This is a genomic window from Massilia varians (assembly GCF_027923905.1).
GTDB classification, from domain to species: Bacteria; Pseudomonadota; Gammaproteobacteria; order Burkholderiales; family Burkholderiaceae_D; genus Telluria; species Telluria varians_B.
In genome coordinates, this window is record NZ_AP026966.1 from 1,279,508 (window position 1) to 1,302,526 (window position 23,019).

Genomic DNA, 23,019 nt, shown 5'->3' on the forward strand with positions numbered 1-23,019 from the left:
GCCTGTCGACGGGGCGGCCGTCCATGCGGCGCTTGCCGGATCCGGCAAGCGTGTTATGCCGAGGCCTTGCGGCTGCGGCGGCGCAAGGCCGTCATGCCGGCCAGGCCCAGGCCCAGCAGCGCGACACTGCCGGGTTCCGGCACCTCGTTACCGCCGCCTTCGCCTTCGATCGCGATGCCGAAGAAGTTGTCGGCGCTGCCTTGCGCGTTCAGCAGGGATGCCGACAGGCCGATGCGGTTGGTGGCACTGAGCACCCCGTTGACGCCGCTGATACCCGCGTCGTCCAGGACGAAGCCATATCCGGAATTGCCGTTGCCGGTCTGGGTCGTCGGAAAGACGACCGGTTTGTTCAGGCTGGTGGAATAAAGGATGGCGCCAGCCATCGAATACACCGTCAGGGTCATCGCGTTGAGCGTAATGCCATTGGTAGCAGCGGCGCCAGGTTCATTCGGATTGAAAATCAATAACAGGTTGGCCGCGTCGGTAATGCCGAGTTGGCCGAATGAATAGGTCGCATTCTTATTGCCACCGTCCGCGGAAACGTTACCCGTGGTAACGTCAGCCGATCCGGACCAGCCAACGCTTCCGGACGCGCTCGTGTTGTCGCCCCTGGGTTTCAAGGACAGAATCGAACTGACATTGCCGAAGCCGGTGCCGCCCAGGTCCACCGTGTCATTCGGCGGCAGGGCCTGAATAATGCCTGCCTGACTCGACATGCAAATACCCGACAGGGCTGCGGCGATTACCATTTGTTTGAATAGATTTCGGCTCATCATCATTCCTTTCAGTGACAAAACATTCCCAATTGAAAATCCCGCTTTGGTGCGAGCTGGTGTCGATCTGATAAGTAATTGATTAATAAAAACTTTTTCAGAATCACCTTTGGTTTATGCAGGATTCATACCAGAATTTGTATTTACAATAAATTCAAATACTTAAAACGAGGAGGAATGCAACGATCAATGAAAGTGTCAAATTCATCGACAACATTCATATCAATGTAGATTCTTTATATAAATGGTTAATGTTGCTGGAGGTGAATTGAATATGACAATAAAGTTAAGTGAATTAAATACTTGGCAATCGTCTTGTTATTTGGTTAAAGCTGTAAAAGATTTCTCTATATCAAAAAATACCCCTTTGTTTGTTGCCTTGCGGAATTAGATCAACTATATTTACGAACTGAAAAAGGCAAACCGTGCGAAAGCGCGGGACGCAAAGTCACGGTCTACCGGGCGCAGGCCCCATGACGGCAGGACTGCCAGAGCAAGTACACTTCCCGGATTCCGCCGTGCGGTCCGGTGTGGAGGCGTGCGTTCATGCGGCAGTCCTGTCGAGAGCAAACACTTAACAGGAAATGCCATGAACTTCATTCACATCCCCTTCGTGCTGCGCACCCTGACCCTCGCCGTGCTCGGCGCCAGCGCCGTTTCCGCCGCAGCCGCGCCAGCCAACGATGACCTGCTGGTCAAGGGCCGCATGCTGGTCGAAGTCCGCGACGGCGTCACGACCGATTCGCTCGGCAAGATGATCGAGACGCCTGGCCACAAGCGCTACAAGCTCGGCCAGAGCGGCATCTACATCGTCGACCTGCCGGCGAATGCCTCCGAAAAGGCCGTGCTGGCACGCCTGAAGAACAATCCGCACGTGAAATCGGCCGAGCAGGACCGCCTGGTGCCGAGCACGCTCGCGGTGAACGACCCCTACATCGGCAGCGCCTGGCACGTCGGCAAGATCGGCGCCAACGCCGCCTGGGACCTGGCCCAGGGCAGCGGCGTGACGATCGCGATCCTCGACTCGGGCATCGACGCCGCCCATCCGGACCTGGCGCCGAACCTCGTCGGCGGCTACAACGTGTACGATTCGAACACCAACCTGGCCGACGTCTGCGGCCACGGCACCTCGGTCGCGGGCGCCGCCGCCGCGGTCAGCGACAATGCTATCGGCGTGGCCGGGATCGCCGGACGCGCGCGCATCATGCCGGTGCGCGTCGCCTACAAGAAAACCACCGACGGCGGCTGCTATGCCGCCTACAGCACCGTCGCCAGCGGCCTGATCTACGCCGCCGACAACGGCGCCCGCGTCGCCAACGTCAGCTATGGCGGCGTGACCACCAGCTCCTCGGTGACCAGCGCGGCGAACTACATGAAGTCGAAGGGCGGCCTGGTGTTCGTTTCGTCCGGCAACACCGGCACCGACCAGGGCTTTGCCCCCAACAGCGCCATGATCGTGGTCGGCGCCACCGACAGCAACGACAACCGCGCCAGCTGGTCGAGCTACGGCAGCTTCGTGACCCTGACCGCGCCCGGCAGCGGCATCTGGACCACCCGCATGGGCAACGGCTACGCCGCCGTGAACGGCACCTCGTATGCGAGCCCGGTGGCAGCCGGCGTGGCCGCGCTGATGATGGCCGCCGCCCCGACCCTCAGCAACAGCCGCATCGAAAGCCTGCTGGCCTCGACGGCGGTCGATCTGGGCACGGCTGGCCGCGACAATGACTTCGGCTACGGCCGGGTCGACGCCGCCGCCGCGGTCAAGGCGGCGCTCGCCGCCGCCCCGGCCGTCGACGGCAGCGCGCCCAGCGTCGCCATCCAGGCTCCGCTCGGCAGCAGCACGGTGTCCGGCCTGGTGGCCGTCGATGCGGTTGCCAGCGACAATGTCGGCGTGACGCGTGTCGACCTGCAGGTCAACGGCACCACGGTGGCCAGCGACACCAGCGCGCCCTATGGCTTCAGCTGGAATTCGGCGGGCGTGCCGAACGGAATGGCCAACCTGGTGGCCGTCGCCTTCGACGCCGCGGGCAATGCGGGCCGTTCGGCCAGCGTGGCCGTCAACGTCGCCAACGCCACCACGGTGCCGACGGCGGGCAAGGACACCAGCGCGCCGGTCGTCAGCATCGTCAATCCGGTGGCCGGCGCGGTCTCGGGCAACGTCAAGGTCAGCGTGAGCGCCAGCGACAACCTGGGCGCCGCCGCGCTGTCCCAGCAGCTGCTGGTCAATGGCGCCGTGGTGGCGCAGGGCAGCGGCGGCACCCTGTCGTACACCTGGAATACGCGCAAGCTGAAACCGGGCGCCCATACGCTCCAGGCGATCGTGCGCGACGCCGCCGGCAACGTCGGCAGCGCCAGCGTGAGCGTGACGATCCGCTGAGCTTCAAACGCCGCTTGTCCTTCCAGCGCCCGGTGCACCGTACCGGGCGTTGTGCATTTCGTGGCAAGATTGCCGGACCTTAGACAGACAGGAGTCCGCATGCTGATCGCCCAAGTCACCGACCTGCACCTGCACGCGGATCCCGGGCATCCCAACCTGGCGCGCTTCAAGCGCGTGCTCGATCACCTGCTCACGCTCCAGCCGCCGCCCGATCTGCTGGTCCTGAGCGGCGACCTGGCCGACGATGGCGCGCTGGAGAGCTACCGGCATTTGCAGGGCGCGCTGGCGCGCTGGCCGCGCCCGGTGCGTCTCGCGCTGGGCAACCACGACAGCCGCGCGCACTTTCAAGCCGTGTTCGGCGGGGTGCATGCCGCCGATGGTTTCGTGCAAAGCCGCAGCGCGTTCGGCGCCCTGCAGGTCGTCGTGCTCGACACCCTGGAAGAAGGCCGCCACGGCGGCGCCTTCTGCGAAGCGCGCGCCGGCTGGCTGCGCCAGGCCGTGCAAGACAGCGAGGGTGCGCCGCTGCTGGTCTTCCTGCACCATCCTCCGGTCGACGTCGGCATTCCGTGGATCGACCCGGGACCGTGCCAGGACTGGATCGCCCGTCTCGACGGCGCCCTGCAGGGAGCGCAGGTCGCGGGCATCTGCAGCGGCCACGTGCACCTGGGCGGCGTGTTCCGCTGGCGCGGGCGGCAGGTCGTGACTTGTCCGTCCTCGTCCTCGGACCTGAGCCTGGGCTTCGCGTCGATGATGGGAGGGCAGCCGGACGGCCGGCCGCTGGTGGAGCAGGGCGAGCCGGCTTTCGCGCTGAACCGCTGGGAAGACGGCGCCCTGGCGACGCTCTTCGGACGCTGTCCGCAGCGTGTGCTGGCGCGCTGGGATGCGGGCACCCAGCCCATGGTAACGAGCATGCTGGCCGAAAAAAAGCCGGCCTAGGCGATGCTGTCGCTCTCGATGCGGCCGTCCACCAGGGTGATGGTGCGGTCGCATTGCTCCGACAGGCGCGGATCGTGCGTCACCAGGAGCACCGCGCAACCGAACTCGCGGTTGAAGCGGCGGAACAGCTGGAACACTTCGGCGGCGGATTTGCTGTCGAGGTTGCCGGTCGGTTCGTCCGCCAGCAGCAGGGCCGGACGGGTGACCAGGGCGCGCGCCACCGCCACGCGCTGCTGCTGGCCGCCCGACAGCTGGTCGGGCTTGCGCGCTTCCATGCCCGCCAGTCCCACCTGCGCCAGCAGGGCGCGGGCGTGATCGGCCTGGGCGCGGGTCGGCTTGCCGCCCACGGCCATCAGCGGCATCAGGACGTTTTCCAGCGCAGTGAAGGCCTGGATCAGGTGGTGGAACTGGAACACGAAGCCGATGGTGCCGCCGCGCAGGGCGGTGCGGCGGGCATCGTCCATGGCGCTGGTCGGCTCGCCCAGCAGGAACAGCTCGCCCGCCGTGGGCCGGTCGAGCAGGCCGATCAGGTTGAGCAGCGTGCTCTTGCCGGAGCCCGAGGCGCCCACCAGGGCGGCGAAGTCGCGCCGCTCCAGGCGCAGGTCGATACCGTGCAGCACCTCGACCTCGGTCGGCTTGCCGACGTTGTAGCTCTTGCGCAGGCCGTCCAGGCGCAGCACTTCCTGGCCGGCGTCGTGCGCGGGATCGCGTTCAGACATGGCGAATCGCCTCCACCGGATCGAGGGCCGCCGCGCGCCGCGCCGGCACCGCCGCCGACACGATCCCGGTCACGGTCGCCAGCGCCGCCGCGCCCGCCAGCAGCGCGGGATCGAGCGGGATGGTGAACAGCTTCGGCCCGAAGGTATTGAAGGCGCCCACCAGGGCGTAGCCGGCGCCGCCGCCCAGCAGCGAACCGGCCAGCCCGAGCAGCGCGCCCTGCACCAGGAACACGCGCAGCATCTGCCCGCGGGTGATCCCCATCGCGCGCAGGATGCCGATCTCGCGGGTGCGCTGGACCACGCTGACCGACAGCACGCTGGCGATGCCGAGGGCCACGCTCAGGGCCACGAAGGTGCTGATCATCCGGGTCGACAGGCTTTGCGAGCGCAGCGCGTTCACCAGCTGTGCATTGGTCTCCATCCAGCTCTCCACTTTCAGGCCGGTCAGGCGGGCGGTGCGCGCGGCGATCTCGCGCGCCGCGAAGATGTCGTCCACGGTCAGGTCGATCACGGTGGCGGCGCCCGGCAGGTCGAGCAGCGACTGGGCCTGCTTCATGTCCAGGTAGACGTAGCGCGCATCGAGCTCGCGCACGCCCAGCTCGAAGATGCCGGCCACGTTTACCACGCTCTCGCGCCCCTGGCCGCCATCGAGCCGCAGCTTGTCGCCGACCCGCATCCCGAGATCCTTGGCCAGCTGCCGGCCGATCACAGCGTCGCCCGCGCCGATGCGAAAGGCCCCTTCCACGATGTCCTGCTGGATCGGGATGATGCGCTGGTAGCGCGGCGGATCGATGCCCACCAGCGCCACCGATTCCAGCGCGTCGCCGCGCCGCGCGAAGGCCGGTCCCGAGATCAGGGGCGAGACCGCCGTGATGCGCGGCAGGTTGTCGAGCACGTCGCGCACCTCCTGCCAGTTGTTGATCGAGCGCAGGCGCTGGGCGCGCTTGCTCTCCAGTACCAGCTGGGTGGTGCCGGCCGCCGGCGCCAGTATCCGGTTGTGCTCCTCGGTGGGCTGGACCTTGATGTGGGCCTGGGTACCCAGGGTACGGTCGATGATGTTGGCCTGCAGCCCGTTGATCAGGGCGGTCAGGAACACAATTACGGCGACGCCGACGCCGATCCCCACCAGGATCAGGGTGCTCTGCGCCCGGCCTTCGCGCAGGAACCGGGTGGCGATGGTCCACTCGAGCCACATGATCAGTCCAGCCTGGCCGGCAGTTCCCTGCGGGTGGCCGAGTCGGCCGGCATCGCGGCCGGCGCCGGGCGTACCCGGTCGCCGGCGCGCAGCGTGGCGGGCGGATCGGCCAGCACCCAGTCGCCGGCGCGCAGGCCGGCCGTGACTTCGGTCTGGACCAGGCCGCGCAGGCCGAGCTGGATGCGGCGCCGCTCGGCCCGGCCGTCCGCCACCACCCAGGTCTCGGCCTGCCGGCCCTGCACCGCCAGCAGGGCGTCGTTCGGCACCACGATGGCGCTGGCGCGCCGGCCGGTTTCGACGTTCACCGAGACCGTCATGTCCTGGCGCAGGAAGGCCGGCGCCGGATCGACCGCGAGGCGCAGGTCCACGGTGCCGCGCTGGGGATCGACGGCCGGGGCGATGAAATCGACCCGGGCCCCGAAGGGCTGCAGCGGATAGGCGTCGGCGACGCAGACGGCGCCCTGGCCGACGGCCAGCACTTCGAGGTTCTTCTCGTCCACCGGCACCAGGATCTCGGTGTCGCCCGCGCGCGCGATCTCGAACAGGATGCGGCCCGGCTGCACCAGGTCGCCCGGCTCGGCGTTGCGGGTCAGGACGGTGCCGGCGACTTCGGCGCGGATCGTGGTCTTGGCCAACTGGGCCCTGGCATTGGCGAGCCGCGCGCGCGCCGCCTGTTCGCCGGGATTGCCCGGCACCAGCGCGCGCGCCGCCAGGCGCGCCTGCTCGGCCGCGATGCGGGCCACGGTCTCGGCCTGTTGCGCCTGTTCCATGGCCTCGCGCGTGATCATCTGGCGCTGGAACAGGTCGCGCCGGCGCGCCGCTTCGCGGCTTGCCTGGGCCAGCCGCGCCTCGGCTTCGCGCAGGCTGGCCTGGGCCTGCGGCCGGGTCGACTGCTGCAGCTGGGCCAGCTCGGCCTCGGCTTCGCGCACCGCCGCCTCGAGGTCGTCGGCGCGCAGGACCGCCAGCACGTCGCCCGGCCGCACCGCGTCGCCTTCGCGCACGCGCCGCTCGAGCACCACCGCGGTCAGCGGACTGCCGACCTGGGCGCGCGATACCGCCGCCACCCGGCCGGTGGCCACCACGGTCTGCACCATGGGCCGCTCGCGCAACTGGTAGGCGGCCAGCGCCGGGCCGCGCATGCCGTGCAGCAGCCACCAGGCCAGCGCGGCCAGGATCAGGACGGAGGCAATCATGAGCAGTCGGCGTCGTTTCACGGCATTCTTTTTGTTGGAATTGATGAGCATTATTCTAAACGAAGGACCGCAGCGGAAGCGGGTAGCCTGTCCCAAAAAAAAGCCGGTATAGACAAGCAATGTCCCTTCGCTGACCCGGTTTTATATGAAATTTTAAACGTGCGTCGCGTTTATGAACCTATATTTAATGTCAGAACACCGTAGTGAACCGCTTGCGTCTACAACTTAACCATGATGTATCACTTCACCGGAGAACTGACATGACACTGCAAGGTTTCTTCAAATACGGGCTGGTGGTCTTTGCCTTCGCGGGCACCCTGGCCGGATGCGGCAGCAGCGACGACGACGAGGACATGGCGCCGGTCGCGATGCAGAAGAACATCGCCGACGTCGCGCGCGAGCAGGGCTTCAGCGCGCTGCTGGCGGCATCGAGCAAGGCCGGCATCGCCACCACGCTGGCCGACCCGAATGCCCAGCTGACCGTGTTTGCGCCGACCGACCAGGCATTCGGCGACCTGGCCACCCGGCTCGGCTTCGCCAGCGCGACGGCGATGGTCGAGGCACTGCCGGCCAGCGCCCTGCAGAACATCCTGAACTACCACGTGCTGACCAGCCGCAAGGCTTCCGGTGACCTGGCCGCGGGCGGCGCCACCCAGCAGACCGCCTACACCTATGCCGGCGCGCCGAGCCGCCTGAACTTCGACTTCAGCAGCGGCGTGAAGATCACCGACGCCGCCCTGACCAGCGCCACCGTCACCACCGCCAACGTCGGCGCCAGCAACGGCGTGATCCACGTGGTCGACAAGGTGCTGGTGCCGCCCGGCGTGCTGAACATCGTGCAGATGGCCCAGGCCAATCCAGTCTTCAGCTCGCTCGTCAGCGCCGTGGTGGCGAGCAACCTGCAGGGCACGCTGGCCGGCGCCGGCCCGTTCACGGTGTTCGCGCCGACGAACACGGCGTTTGCCGCCGCGCCGCAAGGCTTGACTGCGGCCCAGCTGCGCACCGTCCTGACCTATCACGTGGTGTCGGGCCAGGTGCTCTCCACGCAGATTCCTTTCGGCGCACCGGTGGCGACGGTGGCCGGCCAGAACATCGTGATCTCGGCCGGCACCCCGCCGACCATCCGCGACACCACCGCGGTCCCGGCGCGCATCACCGCGGTCGACGTCAGGGCCAGCAACGGCGTGATCCACGTGGTCGACAAGGTCTTGATCCCCACCCTGTAAGCGCGCACCCGGCGGGGCGCCGTGCGCCCGGCGCCCCGCCATCCGTGGCAAGATGCGGCTACCGACACGGATAAAAGGCATCGATGCGCATCCTGCTGGCCGAAGACGACAGTTCGCTCGGCGACACCATCCAGGCCTGGCTGCGGCTCGACGGGCACGCGGTCGACTGGGCGCGGCGCGGCGACTCGGCGCGCACCGCGCTGGCGACCCACCATTACGATTGCGTGCTGCTCGACCGCGGGCTGCCCGGCCTCGCGGGCGACGCGCTGCTGGCCAGCCTGCGCGCGGCCGGCGACACCGTGCCGGTGATCCTGATCACCGCCTTCAATGCGCTGTCCGACCGGGTCGAGGGCCTGGACCTCGGCGCCGACGACTACCTGGTCAAGCCCTTCGAGCTGGAGGAGATGTCGGCGCGCATCCGGGCGGCGGTGCGGCGCGGCGCCAGCCAGGCCAGCAACCTGATGGCGCACGCCGGGATCGCGCTCGACCTGGAGACCCGCCAGGCCAGCCTGCACGGCCAGCCGGTGGCGCTGACGGCGCGCGAATACCACGTGCTGCTCGCGCTCCTGCAGCGCAAGAACGGCATCGTCACCCGCGCCCAGATCGAGGAAAGCCTGTACGGCTGGGGCGAGGAAGTCGAGAGCAACGCCATCGAGGTCTACATCCACAACCTGCGCAAGAAGTTCGGCAGCGACAGCATCGTCACCGTGCGCGGCCTGGGCTACCGGCTCAAAGAAAGTGCATAAGCCTGCCGAACCCTGGTCGCTGCGGCGGCGCCTGCTGGCCGCCATCCTGGCCGCCAGCACGGTGCTGTGGCTGGCCGGCCTCGGGACCTTGACCGCGATCGCCTGGCAGGAGACCGGCGAAGTGTTCGACGACGCACTGGAAGAGTCGGCGTACATGCTGATGGCCGCCACCACCGACCTCGATGCGCGCGGCCTGCTGGCGCCCTTGCCGCCGATGGAAGGGGGCGGGGTGCGCCGGGTCGACATGCAATACCAGGTGGTGGCCGGCGGGCAGGTAGTCCAGCGCAGCGCCGGCGCCCCGGCGCGTCCCTTCGTGGAGGGCTTCGACGAGGAACACGGTTTTATCGACCTGCGGGTGGATGCCGAAGCCTGGCGCGTGTTCGTGGTGCGCGACGGGGCGCGGCGTTTCGAGGTGCAGGTCGGCCAGCGCGCCGGCAAGCGCTTCGAGATCCTGGAAGACCTGGCGGAAGCCCTGTGGCTGCCGGCGCTCGGCATCCTGCTGCTGCTGGCGCTGCTGTGCTGGTGGCTGACCGGGCGCGTGCTGGCGCCGCTGCGCCGCACCGCCGCCAGCATCGCCGCCAAGACCCCGGGCGAGCTGGCGCCGGTGGCGCTCGACGGCCAGCCGCGCGAACTGCTGCCGATCGTGGGCGCGCTGAACGAAGTGCTGGGACGCCTGGACCAGGCCTTGCAGGCCGAGCGGCGCTTCACGGCCGACGCGGCCCACGAGCTGCGCACGCCGCTGGCGGGCCTGCACATGCACGTGCAGCTGCTGCAGCGCCAGCATCCCGGCCTGGCCGAGTCCTTCCACAAGCTGCGCCAGGACATCGGGCGCCTGACCGCGCTGGTGGACAGCCTGCTGGCTCTGGCGCGCCTCGATCCGCTGGCGCGTGCCCAGCTGGCGAGCCAGGCGGTGGCGCTGCAGCCGCTGTTCGACGGCATGCAGGCCGAGTTCGCGGCCGAGGCGGCGCGGCGCGGCATCGCGCTGCGCTTCCAGGCCAGCATCGCGGCGGTCGGCGCCGACCCGCAGATGCTGGAGATCGTGCTGCGCAACCTGGTCGCCAACGCGCTGCGCTATTGCCCGGCCGGCAGCCGCATCGAGGTGAAAGCGCTGCGCCATGCGGGCCGCGACCGGATCGCCGTGCGCGACGACGGCCCCGGCGTCGATGCGGCCAGCCTGCGGCGCCTGGGCGAGCGCTTCTTCCGGGTGCTCGGGCAAGAGGAGGGCGGCAACGGCCTCGGCCTGTCGATCGTGCGGCGCATCGCCGAGCTGCATGGCGCCCAACTGGCGTTCGGACCGGGCCTGGCGGGGCGGGGGCTGGGTGTGACGCTCGACTGGCCGCCGTCTTAAGATCGGTTTAATGTCCGGCCGGTGTAATACCCCTGTGTCTTTTCGATTATCCAGACCAGGAGCTACCATGAAACGTATTGTCCAGATTTCCGCCATCACCACCCTCTTGGCCGCATCGGCCTTCGCCGTCGGCCAGCCGGCCGGCTACACCGGGCCGTCGAGCGTTCCCTTGATGAGCGCCAAGGCCCTGCTCGACAAGGGCAAGGACGACCAGCATGCGCGCCTGCAGGGCAAGCTGCTCAGCCACAAGGGCGGGGACGATTATGAATTCGCCGACGCCAGCGGCAAGATCACCGTTGAGATCGAGCCCGAGCTGTTCCCGGCAGGCGTGAGCATCGACCACAACACCGTGGTCGAGCTGAGCGGCGAATTCGACAAGGAGACCTTCGGCGAATCGAGCTTCGAGGTCAAACAGATCAAAGTAGTGGGCAAGTAAGCCGCCAGCGCCTTACTTGCGCTTGCGCCCGCCGCTGGCGAACAGCTCGATCTTCTTGGTCGGGCCCGACACGATCAGGAGGTCGGCCGGCAGGATGCGGGTCTCCGGCTGGGCGTGCTGGAAATCCTCGTTGGCGCGCTTGACGCCGACCACCGTGACGCCGTGGCGCGTGCGCACCTGCGACTCGGCCAGGATCTGGTGGTGGGTGTCGGGCGGGGCGTGGATCTTGGCGATGGCGAAGCCGTCCTCGAATTCGATGAAGTCCATCATGCGCCCGGTGATCAGGTGCGCCACGCGCGCGCCCATGTCCGCTTCCGGGAAGATCACGTGATGGGCGCCGATGCGCTGGGCGATCTGGCCGTGGTCCGGCGTCTGGGCCTTGACCCAGATGTCCTTGATGCCCAGTTCGGTCAGCACCATCAGCGTCATCAGGCTGGCCGCGAGGTCCGAGCCGATCGCCACGATGGCATGCGAAAAATCGGCCACGCCCAGCTGCAGCATGGTGCTCTCGTTGGTGGAGTCGGCCTGCACCGCATGGGTCAGGCGGTCGCCCCAGAATTGCACCAGGTCTTCGCGTTGGTCGATGCCCATGACGTCGTGTCCCAGGCGCATCAGGGACTGGGCGACGGCGCCGCCGAAGCGTCCCAGGCCGATGACGACCACGCTGTCGCTCGCCGAGAAGGCGAACTGCTCTGTAAAAATCCTACCCAACAATTGGATGTTCCTCCGGATAACGATAAGGCATGCGCCGTTCGCCCAGCACGAGCGAGGTGGCAAGCGTGATGGTGCCCACGCGGCCGATGAACATCAGCACGGCGAGCAGGAGCTGGCCGGCCGGCGGCAGCTCGTGGGTGATGCCGGTCGACAGACCGGCGCTGCCGAAGGCGGCGATCACCTCGAAGATGACCTGGTCGGTCGGGAAATGCGTGATGCGCAGCAGGATCACCGTACCCACCGCGACGATGATGCTGCCCAGCACCAGCACCGTGATCGCCTGGCGCTGGGCCGAGGCGCCGACCCGGCGCCCGAAGGCTTCGGTATCGGTGTGTCCTTTCGCTTCCGCGATCACCAGGAGGGCCAGGATGGCGATGGTGCCGACCTTGACGCCGCCCGCGGTGCCGCCGCTGCCGCCGCCGATGAACATCAGGAAGTAGTGCACGGCCCAGGTTTCGGGCGTGAGGGCGCCGATGTCCACCGTATGGAAACCGGCGGTGCGGGCCGACACCGACATGAACATGCTGTTCAATAGTTTATCGAAAAGAGACAATGGGCCGATGGTGCGCACATTGTTCCATTCCAACACAATAATCGCCAGGAAGCCGCCCAGCAACAGGATGAGCGAGCCGGTCAGCGTCAGCTTGGTGTGCAGCGACCAGTGGCGCGGGTCGCGCCAGCGGTGGCGCAGGTCGTGCAGCACGGGAAAGCCAATGCCGCCGATGACGATGGCGAGCATGATCGGCACCAGCACCAGGGCGTCGCCGGCGTAGCGCATCAGGCCGTCCGCATGGGTGGAGAAGCCGGCATTGTTGAACGCGGAGGCGGCGTGGAACAGCCCGCCCCAGGCGGCATCGGCCCAGGCGAGGCCATGCCCGAAGTGCAGCCTGAGCAGCAGGACCGCGAACAGCAGCAGCTGGCAGATCACGGCGACCTTGAACACGATCTTCGCCACGCTGGTGATGTCGCCGAGCCCGAGCAGGCGCGTTTCGGTCTGCGTCATCATGCGGGTGCGCAGCCTGGGCGAGCGGTTGACCATCAGCCCGAGCAGGGTGGCGGCAGTCATCAGGCCGAAGCCGCCGAGCTGGAACAGGAACATGATGACGGCCTGGCCGAAGCCGGACCAGTAGGTGCCCGTATCGACGATGGCCATGCCGGTCACGCACACCGCCGAGACCGAGGTGAACAGGGCGACCAGGGGCGGCGCCGGCAGGCCGTCGGCGCGCGCCGCCGGCAGCATGAGCAGCAGCGTGCCGGCCACGCTGGCCAGCAGGAAGCCGAGCGCGACCGCGCGTGCGGGATGGATGAGTGTCTTCATGCGCGCGTCCGTTGCGGCGCGCACGGCGGAATGGTATCGGTTCGAAAGTCCATGGTGTCGTGAGGCCTGGCCGCTTGTCGGCGGCACTCATTGCCAGAAATCACCCGAACCCTAACACACGGCGCGGGGAGGGTGCCGCAAAAACCGTCCTCGCTTGGCGCTTATCGTAGGGCGGTCGGCTCTGCCGACCGCGCATTCAACGAAAAAACGCTTCGCCACAGTGCATCCGGGAGCTGGACGCGCGGTCGGCGAAGCCGACCACCCTACATTGCTCAGCGAAATATCCCATCGCCCCGGCGGCGCCGCGCGCGCCAGGTCAGGCCGGCCAGGCCGGCCACCAGCATGGCCCAGGTCGAGGGTTCCGGCGCCTGCGACATCATGGTCAGGCGGGTATCGCTGGTCCAGTACAGGTGGCGCTCCTGGGTCTGGTTGGGTCTGAATTCGTAGGCGTAGTGCTGGTCGCCGGTGGTGATCAGGCGCCCGCCGCCGACCCAGCCTTCGGGATCCTGGCCATAACTGCCCACGCTGAAGTGCAGGCCGGCATCCTGGGAGAAGGAAAAACTGGTGGCGCCGCACTGGTAGAACGCGTTGCTGGAGGCGGCGCAGGCAATATAGTCGAGTTCGCCGACGACCAGGCTCAGCAGCTCGTCCTTTTCCAGCAGGCCGTTGCTGTTCAGGTCATGGCCCTTGAAGGAGCCGGCGATGACTTCCTCGGGCAGGAAGCTGTTCGACACGCTGTCGTAGAAACCGTTGAAGGAAAAAACCCAGGAAATGGTGTCGCCGGGGGCCGCGTGGGCGACGTCCGCGTAGGCGGCGGTGCAGCACAGGAGCAGGGCGCCGGTGGAAAGTAACTTCTTCATGTCAAACCTCGAGCAAAAAACAGGGGCGCCGATCAACAACGTCACCTGCTCACCCTACTCCTGTTCGCCAGATACTGTCGCGCTATATTGTGGATATTTCTACATTGTGTCGTGGCTTTGCGACAATCTGTAACATTGCCGTAAGGAATGCTCGAGGCGGATCATCACAAGCCGCCGGCGTAGCCGTTCTGGCGCCAGGCCTCGTAGACGACCACCGCCACCGTGTTGGACAGGTTGAGGCTGCGGTTGTCCGGCATCATCGGCAGGCGGATGCGCTGGGCCGGCGGGAAGCGCTCACGCAGCGCCGGGTCGAGGCCGCGCGACTCGGCGCCGAAGACGAATACGTCGCCCGGCTGGAAACTGGCGTTCGCGAAGGGCGAGGAGCCGTGGGTGGTCAGCGCGAACATGCGGGCCGGGTCCGGTTGCGCGTCCTGCAGGAACGCCTCCCAGTTCTTGTGCACCTTCATGCTCGCGTAATTGTGGTAGTCCAGGCCCGCGCGGCGCATCTTGGCATCGTCGAGCGGGAAGCCGAGCGGCTCGATCAGGTGCAGCTGGACGCCGGTGTTGGCGCACAGGCGGATGACGTTGCCGGTATTCGGCGGAATTTCTGGTTCGACCAGGACGACGTGAAACAAAACAAGTTCTCCTTCAATCAGTGGGGCGGCGTGCGTGCGAACACCAGGTTGGTGACGCGTGCCGCGCCGGCGCGCTTGAGCACGCCGGCCAGTTCATCGAGTGTGTGGCCGCTGGTCATGACGTCGTCGACCACCCCGACGTGCATGCCTTGCAGGGCCGGCTGGCCGTCGGCCAGGGCGAAGGCGCCGCGCACGTTGCGGCGGCGCTGGCCGGGCGCCGCGCCCGACTGCGCGGCCGTTTCCACCTGCCGCTCGAGCAGCCGCGGCGCCAGCGCAATGCCGAGCGCGGCGGACAGCGGCCGGGCCAGTTCGAGCGCCTGGTTGTAGCCGCGCTCGACCAGGCGGCGCGGCCCCAGCGGCACCGGGCACAGCAGCGCCGGCAAGTCCGGGCCGCGCGCCAGCACGGCCTGGTGCAGCCGGCCCACCATCCACGGCGCCAGCGCCAGCCGGCCGCCGAACTTCAGCTGCAGCACCAGGCGGTCGACCGGGGCGCCATAGTCGCAGGCCGCCACGGTAGCGTCGAAGGCCGGCGGATCGGCGAGGCAGGCGCCGCAATGGCGCCCGGCGTCATGGCCGCCCACCGGGTTGGCGCAGCACGGGCAGCGCGGATGGACATCCCGCGCATGGGCCTCGGTACAGGCCGGGCAGACGGCGTCCTTTCCCAGGCTGCCGCACAGCACGCAGCTGGACGGCAGCAGCGCCTGCAGACAACGCGGCAGCAGGGAGTGGAAAAGCAGGGGCATCTACTCGAATCCACAGGAGCATGTACACTCCGCCATTATCTCACCAAGTTATCGCACTGAGCGCTTCACCACCATGGCTTCATCGCAACCTTCCCGCATGAGCGCGCCGATCGACCTCGCGCGCGTCCGCACCCTGTTCGCCCGGCCCGGCCGCATCCAGCTCTCCGATTTCCTGCGCCGCGAGGTCGCCGGGCGCATGCACGAGCGCCTGCAGCTCGTGAAGATCGCGCCGAAGCAGGTGCTCGATGCCGGCTGCGGCGAAGGGCGCGACCTGGCGCTGCTGCAGAAGACCTATCCGGCCGCCCAGATCCTCGGCATCGAGGCCGCGCCCGCCATGGCCACGGCCGCGAAAGCGCCGGCGCCGGCCACCCGCTCGCTGAACCAGATGCTCAGCCGCCTGCTGCCGGCCAAGGCCGGCGTCGACGTCGTGTGCGGCGACTTCGGCAATCTGCCTTTCGGGACGAACTCGCTCGATTTGCTGTGGTCGAACCTGGCGCTGCACTGGCACCCGCAGCCGGACCGCGTGTTCGCGGAATGGCGGCGTGCGTTGCGGGTGGACGGGCTCCTGATGTTCTCGAATTTCGGCCCGGACACCTTCGTCGAGCTGCGCAGCGCCTTTGCCGCCATGGACGACACGCCGCACACGCTGCCTTTCGTCGACATGCACGACTTCGGCGATCAACTGGTGGAGGCGGGGTTTTCGACCCCGGTCATGGACATGGAACGCATCACGGTCACCTACGACGACGTTCCGGCACTGCTGGCCGACGTGCGCGCTTTCGGCGGCAATCCGCTCGACACGCGCCGGCGCGGCCTGATCGGGCAGGCGGCGTGGAAGCGCATGCTCGACGCCTTCGAGGCGCAGCGCCGCCCCGACGGCAAGCTCGGCCTGACGTTCGAGGTCATCTATGGACACGCTTTCCTCCCGGCCCCGCGCACCACCGCGGCCGGGGAGGCGATCGTGCGTTTCCAGCCACGCAGGCCCTAATAACCCCCGGCAAGAATAGGCATGTCGAAAAACCTGCTGCGCGTTGCACTGGCGGTCTGCGATGCTCGCTGTACTTTCAGTACAGCTGCGCTTCTCAACCACCATTGCCGCCGCTCGCAACGGTTTTTCGAGATGCCCACAGGCACCCGATTTTCCTTGAATAAAAATTACTGATTTGATTATAATCAGTAGCTATTTTTGTCGTCTGGACGAGAAAAACGCTGAAAAAAGCAGCAGTCCCGGCGCAAAAATAGAAATACAACGAGAAATGAATTGCAGCATCAGCAGAGCCGCTGATGGCCGGTAGCACGAAGCGACCAGCCCCCAGCGTGTAGGTTCCCACCGATTCCGCAGCGCAATTTCGCGGTAACTGGTATGAACCGTTCTGCGAATTACGTTTCGGAGCGGCGCCAGTTCGTTCATGGAGCTGTCGACCGTTAAAAAATATTTTTATTTTGGGTGGTTGGGGACAACATGACATACGCATCGCGACTTGGGGCCTGGATGTTCGGCCTCGCAGCAACGGCCGGCATCCCAGCATGGGCGGCTCCGGAAATCACGGGCCGGCCTCAGGAACACCAGTTGAACATGCAGACCCCCGTGACCGGCGTCGGCGCCGACATCTACGACCTGCACAACTGGATGATGATCGTCTGCCTGGTGATCTTCGTCGGCGTATTCGGTGTCATGTTCTATTCGGTGTTCAAGCACCGCAAGTCGCTCGGCCACAAGCCCGCCACCTTCCACGAATCGACCGCGGTCGAGATCGCCTGGACCATCGTTCCCTTCCTGATCGTCATCGGCATGGCCCTGCCGGCCACCCGGACCGTGGTCGCCCTGAAGGACACCTCGAACGCCGACATCACCATCAAGGCCACCGGCATGCAGTGGAAATGGGGCTATGACTACCTGAACGGCGAAGGCGAGGGCATTTCCTTCCTGTCCAACCTGGCCACGCCGCGCGCCCAGATCGGCCTGCCGGGCCAGCCGGCCACCGAGCAGAAAGGCGAGAACTACCTGCTGGAAGTGGACAACGAGATGGTGGTTCCGGTCGGCAAGAAGATCCGCATGGTGTTCACCGCCAACGACGTGATCCACGCCTGGACCATCCCGGCCTTCGCCATCAAGCAGGACGCGATTCCCGGCTTCGTGCGCGACGGCTGGTTCAAGGCCGACAAGATCGGCGTCTACCGCGGCAACTGCGTCGAGCTGTGCGGCAAGGACCACGCCTTCATGCCAATCGTGGTGCGCGTGGTGTCCGCCGAGGACTACAGCGCCTGGGTCGCCGGCGAGAAGAAGCGCATGGCCGCCCTGGCCGACGACCCGAACAAGGTCTGGACCATCGACGAACTGAAGACCCGCGGCGAGCAGGTCTACGCCGCCAACTGCGTGGCCTGCCACCAGGCCAACGGCAAGGGCGTGCCGAACGCCTTCGCCCCGCTGGACGGCTCGCCGAACGTGCTGGGCCCCAAGGCGCACCAGATCGAGATCCTGCTCAACGGCCAGGACACCCCGGCCTATCCGTCGGCGATGCCGTCCTGGAAGCAGCTGTCGGACACCGAGATCGCCGCCGTGATCACCTATACCCGCAACACCTGGTCGAACAAGGCTGCGGAAAACATCGTGCAACCGGCGGAAGTGCTGGCTGCCCGCAGCAAATAACGTAGCACTGTGTTAGCTATCTAAGCTTCAGGGAATCGACATGACTACCAGCACCATCGATCACGCACACGACCACGGCCACGACCACGCGCACGACCATCCACACGGCTGGCGCCGCTGGCTGTTCGCCACCAACCACAAGGACATCGGCACCCTGTACCTGTGGTTCTCCTTCATCATGCTGCTCTCGGGCGGCGTGCTGGCGCTGATGATCCGCACCGAACTGTTCGAGCCGGGCCTGCAGTTCTTCCGTCCCGAGTTCTTCAACCAGCTGACCACCATGCACGGCCTGGTGATGGTGTTCGGCGCAATCATGCCGGCCTTCGTGGGCTTCGCCAACTGGATGCTGCCGCTGCAGGTCGGCGCCTCGGACATGGCGTTTGCCCGCATGAACAACTTCTCGTTCTGGCTGCTGCCGCCGGCGGCGATCCTGCTGGCCAGCTCCTTCCTGGTGCCGGGCGGCGCCACCGCGGCCGGCTGGACCCTGTACGCACCGCTGTCGACCCAGATGGGTCCGGGCATGGACATGGCGATCTTCGCCATGCACATCATGGGCGCCTCGTCGATCATGGGTTCCATTAACATCATCGTCACCATCCTGAACATGCGCGCGCCGGGCATGACCCTGATGAAGATGCCGATGTTCTGCTGGACCTGGCTGATCACCGCCTACCTGCTCATCGCCGTGATGCCGGTGCTGGCCGGCGCCATCACCATGACCCTGACCGACCGCCACTTCGGCACCTCGTTCTTCAACGCGGCCGGCGGCGGCGACCCGGTGATGTACCAGCACATCTTCTGGTTCTTCGGCCACCCCGAGGTCTACATCATGATCCTGCCGGCCTTCGGCATCGTCTCGCAGATCATCCCGGCCTTTGCACGCAAACCCCTGTTCGGCTACGCCTCGATGGTCTACGCGACCGCCTCGATCGCGATCCTGTCCTTCATCGTGTGGGCGCACCACATGTTCACCACCGGCATGCCGGTGACCTCGCAGCTGTTCTTCATGTACGCCACCATGCTGATCGCGGTGCCGACCGGCGTGAAGGTGTTCAACTGGGTCGCCACCATGTGGAAGGGCTCGATGACCTTCGAAACCCCGATGCTGTTTGCGGTGGGCTTCATCTTCGTGTTCACCATGGGCGGCTTCACCGGCCTGATCCTGGCCGTGACCCCGATCGACATCCAGGTACACGACACCTACTACGTGGTGGCGCACTTCCACTACGTGCTGGTGGCGGGCTCGCTGTTCGCCCTGTTCGCGGGCTTCTACTACTGGGCGCCGAAGTGGACCGGCCACATGTATCCGGAAGGCCGCGGCAAGATCCACTTCTGGCTTTCCTTGATCACGTTCAACGTCACCTTCTTCCCGATGCACTTCCTGGGCCTGGCCGGCATGCCGCGCCGCTATGCGGACTACGCCACCCAGTTCACCGACTTCAACATGATCGTGTCGATCGGCGCCTTCGGCTTCGGCCTGTCGCAGGTCTACTTCCTGTTCGCGGTCGTGCTGCCGACCATCCGCGGCGGCGCCAAGGCCCCGGCCAAGCCGTGGGAAGGCGCGGAAGGCCTGGAGTGGACCGTGCCGAGCCCGGCGCCGTTCCACACCTTCGAAACCCCGCCGCTGGTGAAATGATCATGTCCGCCGAACGTAAGCCGAACAACCTGCGTACCGCCCTGATCCTGGGCGGGATCGCACTGTTCTTCTTCGCCAGCGTGTTCGTCAAGTTCACCTGGCTGAGCTGAGGGGGACGTCGGGATGAGCGCGAGCAAACGGCTGTTGCAGCTGAACCGCACCACCCTGACCAAGCTGGTGGTGGTGGCGGTGCTGATGTTCGGCTTCGGTTACGCGCTGGTGCCGGTGTACCGCCAGATCTGCGAGGTACTCGGCATCAACGTGCTGACCCAGGGCGAGTTCGTGGAAGCGCCCAGGAATACCCAGATCGACAAGAGCCGCAAGATCGTCGTCGAGCTGGATGGCAATGCGCAGGGACCGTGGCGCTTCCGCCCGGTCCAGCGCAGCATCGAAGTGCATCCCGGCGAGCTGACCACCGTCACCTACGAGGTGGTCAACACGCAGGCGAGGGCGGTCAAGGCGCAGGCGATCCCGAGCTATGCGCCGCAAAGCGTCACGCCGCACTTCAAGAAAGTGGAATGCTTCTGCTTCCAGGAGCAGACGCTCGCCGCGAACGAAGCGCGCCAGATGCCGGTGGTCTTCTTCATCGATCCGGCGCTGCCGCGCGAGGTGAAGAACATCACCCTGTCGTATACCTTCTTCGAGATCGGCGGCGCGGTGCAGACGGCGTCGGCGAAAGCGGCGACAGTCAAGTAAGGGCAGTAGACAAGAGTAGAGCGCCTAACAAAACCCCGAGGGCAAGGCGCATCGTCGAAGACAGTACGCTAGTACGGCGAGACGATGCAACGCAGCCATCGGGGGAATTGTTGGGCGCTCTTAGCGACACAAAAGAATCACCCGATAACACAAAGAGTAGATGAGGAGATGAAAATGAGTTCGCCACAAACCGCGCCCTACTATTTCGTGCCAGGCCCGTCGCGCTGGCCGATGTGCGCCGGCATGTCGATGCTGGTCACCATGGCCGGCGCGTCCGGCTGGGTCAACAGCGCCCCCTGGGGCCCGGCAGTGTGCCTGGCCGGCATCGCCGCCACCCTGGTGGTGCTGTACTTCTGGTTCGGCGACGCCATCAAGGAATCCGAGTCGGGCATGTACGGCAGGCGCATCGACCTGTCCTACCGCTGGTCGATGAGCTGGTTCATCTTCTCGGAAGTGATGTTCTTCGGCGCCTTCTTCGGCGCGCTGTTCTACGCCAGGGCGGTCAGCATGCCCTGGCTGGCCGACCTCGACCACAAGATCCTCTGGCCGGATTTCACCCCGACCTGGGGCAATACCGGCCCGGCCGGCGTGGTGGACGGGTTCCAGACCATGGGTCCGTTCCCGATCCCGACGATCAACACCGCGCTGCTGCTGCTGTCGGGCGTGACGCTGACCATTTCCCACCATGCCCTGCGCGCCGGCCACCGCTCGAAGACCGCGTTCTGGCTGTTCGCCACCATCCTGCTGGGCGCGATCTTCATGGGCTTCCAGGTCTATGAATACATGCACGCCTACGCCGACCTGAACCTGAAGCTGACCTCGGGCATCTACGGCTCGACCTTCTTCATGCTGACCGGCTTCCACGGCTTCCACGTGACCATGGGCGCGATCATGCTGTCGGTGGTCCTGTACCGCGTGCTCAAGGGCCACTTCACGGCGGACAACCACTTCGGCTTCGAAGGCGCGGCTTGGTACTGGCACTTCGTCGACGTGGTGTGGCTGGGCCTGTACGTCGTCGTGTACTGGCTGTAAAGAAAGGCAGGCGGCATAGCCGCCTTTGTAGGGTGGGCGGGGTAACTCTGGCCAATGGCCAGAGTTACGAACGCCCACGCGTTCAAATCACGTATCTTGGCCTGCTTCGTGGCTATTCATACGCCGGTTGAACGCGTGGGCGGCAGAGCCGCCCACCCTACGTTATAGTGGTCTTTCAGCGAATACCGGTCGGGGCAATCCACCCCATCTTGTAGGCGGCGAGCAGGCACAGGAACAGGGTAATCGACAGCCCGACCCGCAGCGCCAGCGCATGCACCGTCCGGTTGCTCTGGCCTTTGTCGCGCATCAGGAAGAACAGGGCCGACGCAAGGCTGGCTAGGATTAGGATGAAGGCAATCGCAACGAGCAGTTTCATGGTTGGCCCAGTCAAGGTTGAGGCATCATTGTAATGCGCTTCCCCTTCCATTTTCGCCTCATTCCCTTCCTCGCCGCACTGGTTGTTGCCCTGTTAGGTATTGCGCTAGGTAACTGGCAGCAGGGCAGGGCCGCCTACAAGCTGGCCGTGCAGGAAAAGCTGGCCACCCTCGCCACCAAGCCACCCATGGCGCTCGGTTCCGCCCTTGCGCCGGCCGCCGGTCTCGAATACCGCCACGTGAGCGTCAGCGGCGAATTCGTCGCCGGCTGGCCGCTGTTCCTGGCCAACCGTCCGATGGCCGGCCGTCCTGGCTACTATCTCGTGATGCCGTTTAAAATCGCGGGATCGAACACACATGTGCTCGTGATGCGCGGCTGGTTGCCGCGCGCGGCGGAATACGGCAAGCTGCCGGCCTTCACCACGCCTTCGGGCAGGGTCACGGTCGAAGGCATCGTGGTGGCCTCGGCCGGCCACGTGATGAACCTGGGCGACGCCGCGCCGCTGGCGCCGGGGGCGATCGTCCAGAACCTCGAGCCAGGGCAGGTGGCCAAGGCCACCGGACTGGTGCTGCAGCCTTTCTTCGTGCAGCAGACCGGGCCGGACCAGCCGGGCGAGCTCGATGACATGCTGCTGCGGGTCTGGCCCTCGCCCTCGAGCGGCATCGACAAGCACCGCGGCTACGCCTTCCAGTGGTATGCGCTGGCGGCCATGGCCATCCTATTTTTTGTGATAACAGGGTTCCGACGTGGAGCAAGACAAGCTGATGCAAGAAAACCTGAAGCAGAAACAAGTGATGCAGGCAACTGATGCTGCCAAGGACCCGGTGAAGGCACGACGCTCGGGCCGCTGGAAACTGTTCGCCGTGCTGATGGTCTGCGCCGCGCCGCTGATCCTGTCCTATCTCACCTATTACGTCATCAAGCCGACCGGCCGCACCAACTATGGCGCCCTGATCGATCCGCGCACCCGGCCGATCCCGGCCATGGCCAGCACCACGCTCGACGGCCGCCCCGAGACGCTGGAGCAGTATGCCGGCAAGTGGATCATGCTGAAGGTGGGCGGCGGCGAGTGCCTGGAGGCCTGCCAGAAGCAGCTGTTCGCGATGCGCCAGTGGCGCCTGATGCAAGGCAAGAACATGGACCGCGTCGAACGGGTCTGGCTGGTCACCGACACGCAGCCGCTCGACACGATGACGATCCGCCAATACGACGGCATGCACCTGCTGCGCGCGCCAAAAGAGACCGTCGACAAGTGGCTGCCGGCCGACAAGGGCACGCAGCCGTCCGACCACATCTACCTGATCGATCCGCTCGGCAACCTGATGATGCGCTTCCCCATGAATCCGGATCCGGGCAAGGTACACAAGGATATCGCCAAGCTGCTCAAGGCTTCCGCAATCGGTTGACAAGG

25 protein-coding genes and 1 riboswitch are annotated in these 23,019 nt (G+C 66.2%); of the genes, 14 read left to right on the plus strand and 11 right to left on the minus strand.

Annotated elements, in window-relative coordinates; all coding sequences use genetic code 11:
- Positions 1–53: 53 nt before the first annotated feature.
- Positions 54–773 (minus strand): PEP-CTERM sorting domain-containing protein, encoded by a 720-nt coding sequence (locus MasN3_RS05925; RefSeq protein ID WP_281912989.1) that lies wholly within the window; start codon positions 771–773, stop codon positions 54–56.
- Between the two features lie 407 nt (positions 774–1,180).
- Positions 1,181–1,266, plus strand: a riboswitch (cyclic di-GMP riboswitch).
- 96 nt (positions 1,267–1,362) lie between these two features.
- Between MasN3_RS05925 and MasN3_RS05930 the strand changes: the two genes are divergently transcribed.
- Both MasN3_RS05930 and MasN3_RS05935 read left to right on the plus strand, forming a co-directional pair.
- On the plus strand, positions 1,363–3,150 hold the full coding sequence (locus tag MasN3_RS05930) for a S8 family serine peptidase (protein ID WP_281912990.1): 1,788 nt from the start codon (positions 1,363–1,365) through the stop codon (positions 3,148–3,150).
- A gap of 99 nt (positions 3,151–3,249) precedes the next feature.
- Positions 3,250–4,086 (plus strand): metallophosphoesterase, encoded by an 837-nt coding sequence (locus MasN3_RS05935; protein ID WP_281912991.1) that lies wholly within the window; start codon positions 3,250–3,252, stop codon positions 4,084–4,086.
- Here the strand turns inward: MasN3_RS05935 and MasN3_RS05940 are convergent.
- The 3 genes from MasN3_RS05940 to MasN3_RS05950 are packed head-to-tail and all read right to left on the minus strand — an operon-like array spanning position 4,083 to position 7,214.
- Positions 4,083–4,805, minus strand: a complete 723-nt coding sequence (locus MasN3_RS05940; RefSeq protein WP_281912992.1) for an ABC transporter ATP-binding protein — start codon at positions 4,803–4,805, stop codon at positions 4,083–4,085. The genes MasN3_RS05935 and MasN3_RS05940 overlap by 4 nt on opposite strands.
- On the minus strand, positions 4,798–6,000 hold the full coding sequence (locus tag MasN3_RS05945; RefSeq protein ID WP_281912993.1) for an ABC transporter permease: 1,203 nt from the start codon (positions 5,998–6,000) through the stop codon (positions 4,798–4,800). The genes MasN3_RS05940 and MasN3_RS05945 overlap by 8 nt, the downstream gene beginning before the upstream one ends.
- Positions 6,001–6,002: 2 nt before the next feature.
- Positions 6,003–7,214 carry an efflux RND transporter periplasmic adaptor subunit gene (locus MasN3_RS05950; RefSeq protein ID WP_281912994.1) on the minus strand — a complete coding sequence of 404 codons (1,212 nt, stop codon included), beginning with the start codon at positions 7,212–7,214 and terminating at the stop codon, positions 6,003–6,005.
- A gap of 239 nt (positions 7,215–7,453) precedes the next feature.
- Between MasN3_RS05950 and MasN3_RS05955 the strand changes: the two genes are divergently transcribed.
- The 4 genes from MasN3_RS05955 (at position 7,454) to MasN3_RS05970 (ending at position 10,949) form a co-directional block, all read left to right on the plus strand.
- Positions 7,454–8,419, plus strand: a complete 966-nt coding sequence (locus MasN3_RS05955) for a fasciclin domain-containing protein (RefSeq protein ID WP_281912995.1) — start codon at positions 7,454–7,456, stop codon at positions 8,417–8,419.
- Between the two features lie 83 nt (positions 8,420–8,502).
- Positions 8,503–9,165 carry a response regulator transcription factor gene (locus MasN3_RS05960; protein WP_281912996.1) on the plus strand — a complete coding sequence of 221 codons (663 nt, stop codon included), beginning with the start codon at positions 8,503–8,505 and terminating at the stop codon, positions 9,163–9,165.
- The gene (locus MasN3_RS05965) at positions 9,158–10,513 is read left to right on the plus strand and encodes an ATP-binding protein (protein WP_281912998.1); all 1,356 of its coding nucleotides are present in this window, start codon (positions 9,158–9,160) and stop codon (positions 10,511–10,513) included. Before MasN3_RS05960 ends, MasN3_RS05965 begins: the two co-directional genes overlap by 8 nt.
- Before the next feature lie 67 nt (positions 10,514–10,580).
- On the plus strand, positions 10,581–10,949 hold the full coding sequence (locus tag MasN3_RS05970; protein WP_281912999.1) for a YgiW/YdeI family stress tolerance OB fold protein: 369 nt from the start codon (positions 10,581–10,583) through the stop codon (positions 10,947–10,949).
- A gap of 12 nt (positions 10,950–10,961) precedes the next feature.
- On the opposite strand, the gene MasN3_RS05975 is transcribed toward MasN3_RS05970, so the two are convergent.
- The 5 genes from MasN3_RS05975 to MasN3_RS05995 all read right to left on the minus strand — a co-directional run bounded on the left by MasN3_RS05975 (position 10,962) and on the right by MasN3_RS05995 (position 15,219).
- On the minus strand, positions 10,962–11,660 hold the full coding sequence (locus MasN3_RS05975; RefSeq protein ID WP_281913001.1) for a potassium channel family protein: 699 nt from the start codon (positions 11,658–11,660) through the stop codon (positions 10,962–10,964).
- Complete coding sequence (locus MasN3_RS05980; protein WP_281913002.1) at positions 11,653–12,981, minus strand: TrkH family potassium uptake protein; 1,329 nt, start codon at positions 12,979–12,981, stop codon at positions 11,653–11,655. Before MasN3_RS05980 ends, MasN3_RS05975 begins: the two co-directional genes overlap by 8 nt.
- Before the next feature lie 272 nt (positions 12,982–13,253).
- The gene (locus MasN3_RS05985; RefSeq protein WP_281913003.1) at positions 13,254–13,841 is read right to left on the minus strand and encodes a PEP-CTERM sorting domain-containing protein; all 588 of its coding nucleotides are present in this window, start codon (positions 13,839–13,841) and stop codon (positions 13,254–13,256) included.
- Positions 13,842–14,005: 164 nt separating this feature from the next.
- The gene (gene trmL / locus MasN3_RS05990; RefSeq protein WP_281913004.1) at positions 14,006–14,476 is read right to left on the minus strand and encodes a tRNA (uridine(34)/cytosine(34)/5-carboxymethylaminomethyluridine(34)-2'-O)-methyltransferase TrmL; all 471 of its coding nucleotides are present in this window, start codon (positions 14,474–14,476) and stop codon (positions 14,006–14,008) included.
- Between the two features lie 17 nt (positions 14,477–14,493).
- The gene (locus tag MasN3_RS05995; protein ID WP_281913005.1) at positions 14,494–15,219 is read right to left on the minus strand and encodes a ComF family protein; all 726 of its coding nucleotides are present in this window, start codon (positions 15,217–15,219) and stop codon (positions 14,494–14,496) included.
- 73 nt (positions 15,220–15,292) lie between these two features.
- Between MasN3_RS05995 and MasN3_RS06000 the strand changes: the two genes are divergently transcribed.
- Complete coding sequence (locus MasN3_RS06000; RefSeq protein WP_281913006.1) at positions 15,293–16,207, plus strand: methyltransferase domain-containing protein; 915 nt, start codon at positions 15,293–15,295, stop codon at positions 16,205–16,207.
- A gap of 94 nt (positions 16,208–16,301) precedes the next feature.
- Here the strand turns inward: MasN3_RS06000 and MasN3_RS06005 are convergent, their stop codons facing one another.
- A complete protein-coding gene (locus MasN3_RS06005) occupies positions 16,302–16,550 on the minus strand; it encodes a hypothetical protein (RefSeq protein ID WP_281913007.1) in 249 nt (82 codons plus the stop codon).
- 131 nt (positions 16,551–16,681) lie between these two features.
- On the opposite strand from MasN3_RS06005, the gene coxB reads away from it, so the two are divergent.
- From coxB to MasN3_RS06030, 5 genes are all read left to right on the plus strand, one after another.
- Complete coding sequence (gene coxB / locus MasN3_RS06010) at positions 16,682–17,869, plus strand: cytochrome c oxidase subunit II (RefSeq protein ID WP_281913008.1); 1,188 nt, start codon at positions 16,682–16,684, stop codon at positions 17,867–17,869.
- A gap of 40 nt (positions 17,870–17,909) precedes the next feature.
- Positions 17,910–19,505, plus strand: coding sequence for a cytochrome c oxidase subunit I (ctaD, locus tag MasN3_RS06015; protein WP_281913010.1), 1,596 nt, complete (start codon positions 17,910–17,912; stop codon positions 19,503–19,505).
- A 2-nt stretch (positions 19,506–19,507) separates the two neighbouring features.
- Positions 19,508–19,615 (plus strand): cytochrome oxidase small assembly protein, encoded by a 108-nt coding sequence (locus MasN3_RS06020; protein ID WP_281913011.1) that lies wholly within the window; start codon positions 19,508–19,510, stop codon positions 19,613–19,615.
- Between the two features lie 13 nt (positions 19,616–19,628).
- Complete coding sequence (locus MasN3_RS06025) at positions 19,629–20,201, plus strand: cytochrome c oxidase assembly protein (protein WP_281913012.1); 573 nt, start codon at positions 19,629–19,631, stop codon at positions 20,199–20,201.
- Positions 20,202–20,375: 174 nt separating this feature from the next.
- Positions 20,376–21,233 (plus strand): cytochrome c oxidase subunit 3, encoded by an 858-nt coding sequence (locus MasN3_RS06030; RefSeq protein ID WP_281913014.1) that lies wholly within the window; start codon positions 20,376–20,378, stop codon positions 21,231–21,233.
- A 175-nt stretch (positions 21,234–21,408) separates the two neighbouring features.
- On the opposite strand, the gene MasN3_RS06035 is transcribed toward MasN3_RS06030, so the two are convergent.
- Positions 21,409–21,609 (minus strand): twin transmembrane helix small protein, encoded by a 201-nt coding sequence (locus MasN3_RS06035; protein ID WP_281913015.1) that lies wholly within the window; start codon positions 21,607–21,609, stop codon positions 21,409–21,411.
- A 33-nt stretch (positions 21,610–21,642) separates the two neighbouring features.
- Between MasN3_RS06035 and MasN3_RS06040 the strand changes: the two genes are divergently transcribed.
- Together MasN3_RS06040 and MasN3_RS06045 are read left to right on the plus strand one after the other, a co-directional pair.
- Entirely contained in the window at positions 21,643–22,416 is a 774-nt protein-coding gene (locus MasN3_RS06040; RefSeq protein WP_281913017.1) for an SURF1 family protein, read from the plus strand.
- Complete coding sequence (locus MasN3_RS06045) at positions 22,403–23,014, plus strand: SCO family protein (RefSeq protein ID WP_281913019.1); 612 nt, start codon at positions 22,403–22,405, stop codon at positions 23,012–23,014. Before MasN3_RS06040 ends, MasN3_RS06045 begins: the two co-directional genes overlap by 14 nt.
- The last annotated feature ends 5 nt before the right edge of the window (positions 23,015–23,019 follow it).

Coding starts and splice junctions, on each gene's coding strand:
- coxB (WP_281913008.1), top strand. CDS start 16,682: ATGACATACGCATCGCGACTTGGGGCCTGGATGTTCGGCCTCGCAGCA.
- MasN3_RS05945 (WP_281912993.1), bottom strand. CDS start 6,000: ATGTGGCTCGAGTGGACCATCGCCACCCGGTTCCTGCGCGAAGGCCGG.
- MasN3_RS05980 (WP_281913002.1), bottom strand. CDS start 12,981: ATGAAGACACTCATCCATCCCGCACGCGCGGTCGCGCTCGGCTTCCTG.
- MasN3_RS05940 (WP_281912992.1), bottom strand. CDS start 4,805: ATGTCTGAACGCGATCCCGCGCACGACGCCGGCCAGGAAGTGCTGCGC.
- ctaD (WP_281913010.1), top strand. CDS start 17,910: ATGACTACCAGCACCATCGATCACGCACACGACCACGGCCACGACCAC.
- MasN3_RS05960 (WP_281912996.1), top strand. CDS start 8,503: ATGCGCATCCTGCTGGCCGAAGACGACAGTTCGCTCGGCGACACCATC.
- MasN3_RS06045 (WP_281913019.1), top strand. CDS start 22,403: ATGCAGGCAACTGATGCTGCCAAGGACCCGGTGAAGGCACGACGCTCG.
- MasN3_RS06040 (WP_281913017.1), top strand. CDS start 21,643: ATGCGCTTCCCCTTCCATTTTCGCCTCATTCCCTTCCTCGCCGCACTG.
- MasN3_RS05955 (WP_281912995.1), top strand. CDS start 7,454: ATGACACTGCAAGGTTTCTTCAAATACGGGCTGGTGGTCTTTGCCTTC.
- MasN3_RS06020 (WP_281913011.1), top strand. CDS start 19,508: ATGTCCGCCGAACGTAAGCCGAACAACCTGCGTACCGCCCTGATCCTG.
- MasN3_RS06035 (WP_281913015.1), bottom strand. CDS start 21,609: ATGAAACTGCTCGTTGCGATTGCCTTCATCCTAATCCTAGCCAGCCTT.
- MasN3_RS05995 (WP_281913005.1), bottom strand. CDS start 15,219: ATGCCCCTGCTTTTCCACTCCCTGCTGCCGCGTTGTCTGCAGGCGCTG.
- MasN3_RS06025 (WP_281913012.1), top strand. CDS start 19,629: ATGAGCGCGAGCAAACGGCTGTTGCAGCTGAACCGCACCACCCTGACC.
- MasN3_RS05930 (WP_281912990.1), top strand. CDS start 1,363: ATGAACTTCATTCACATCCCCTTCGTGCTGCGCACCCTGACCCTCGCC.
- MasN3_RS06030 (WP_281913014.1), top strand. CDS start 20,376: ATGAGTTCGCCACAAACCGCGCCCTACTATTTCGTGCCAGGCCCGTCG.
- MasN3_RS06000 (WP_281913006.1), top strand. CDS start 15,293: ATGGCTTCATCGCAACCTTCCCGCATGAGCGCGCCGATCGACCTCGCG.
- MasN3_RS05985 (WP_281913003.1), bottom strand. CDS start 13,841: ATGAAGAAGTTACTTTCCACCGGCGCCCTGCTCCTGTGCTGCACCGCC.
- MasN3_RS05935 (WP_281912991.1), top strand. CDS start 3,250: ATGCTGATCGCCCAAGTCACCGACCTGCACCTGCACGCGGATCCCGGG.
- MasN3_RS05970 (WP_281912999.1), top strand. CDS start 10,581: ATGAAACGTATTGTCCAGATTTCCGCCATCACCACCCTCTTGGCCGCA.
- MasN3_RS05925 (WP_281912989.1), bottom strand. CDS start 773: ATGAGCCGAAATCTATTCAAACAAATGGTAATCGCCGCAGCCCTGTCG.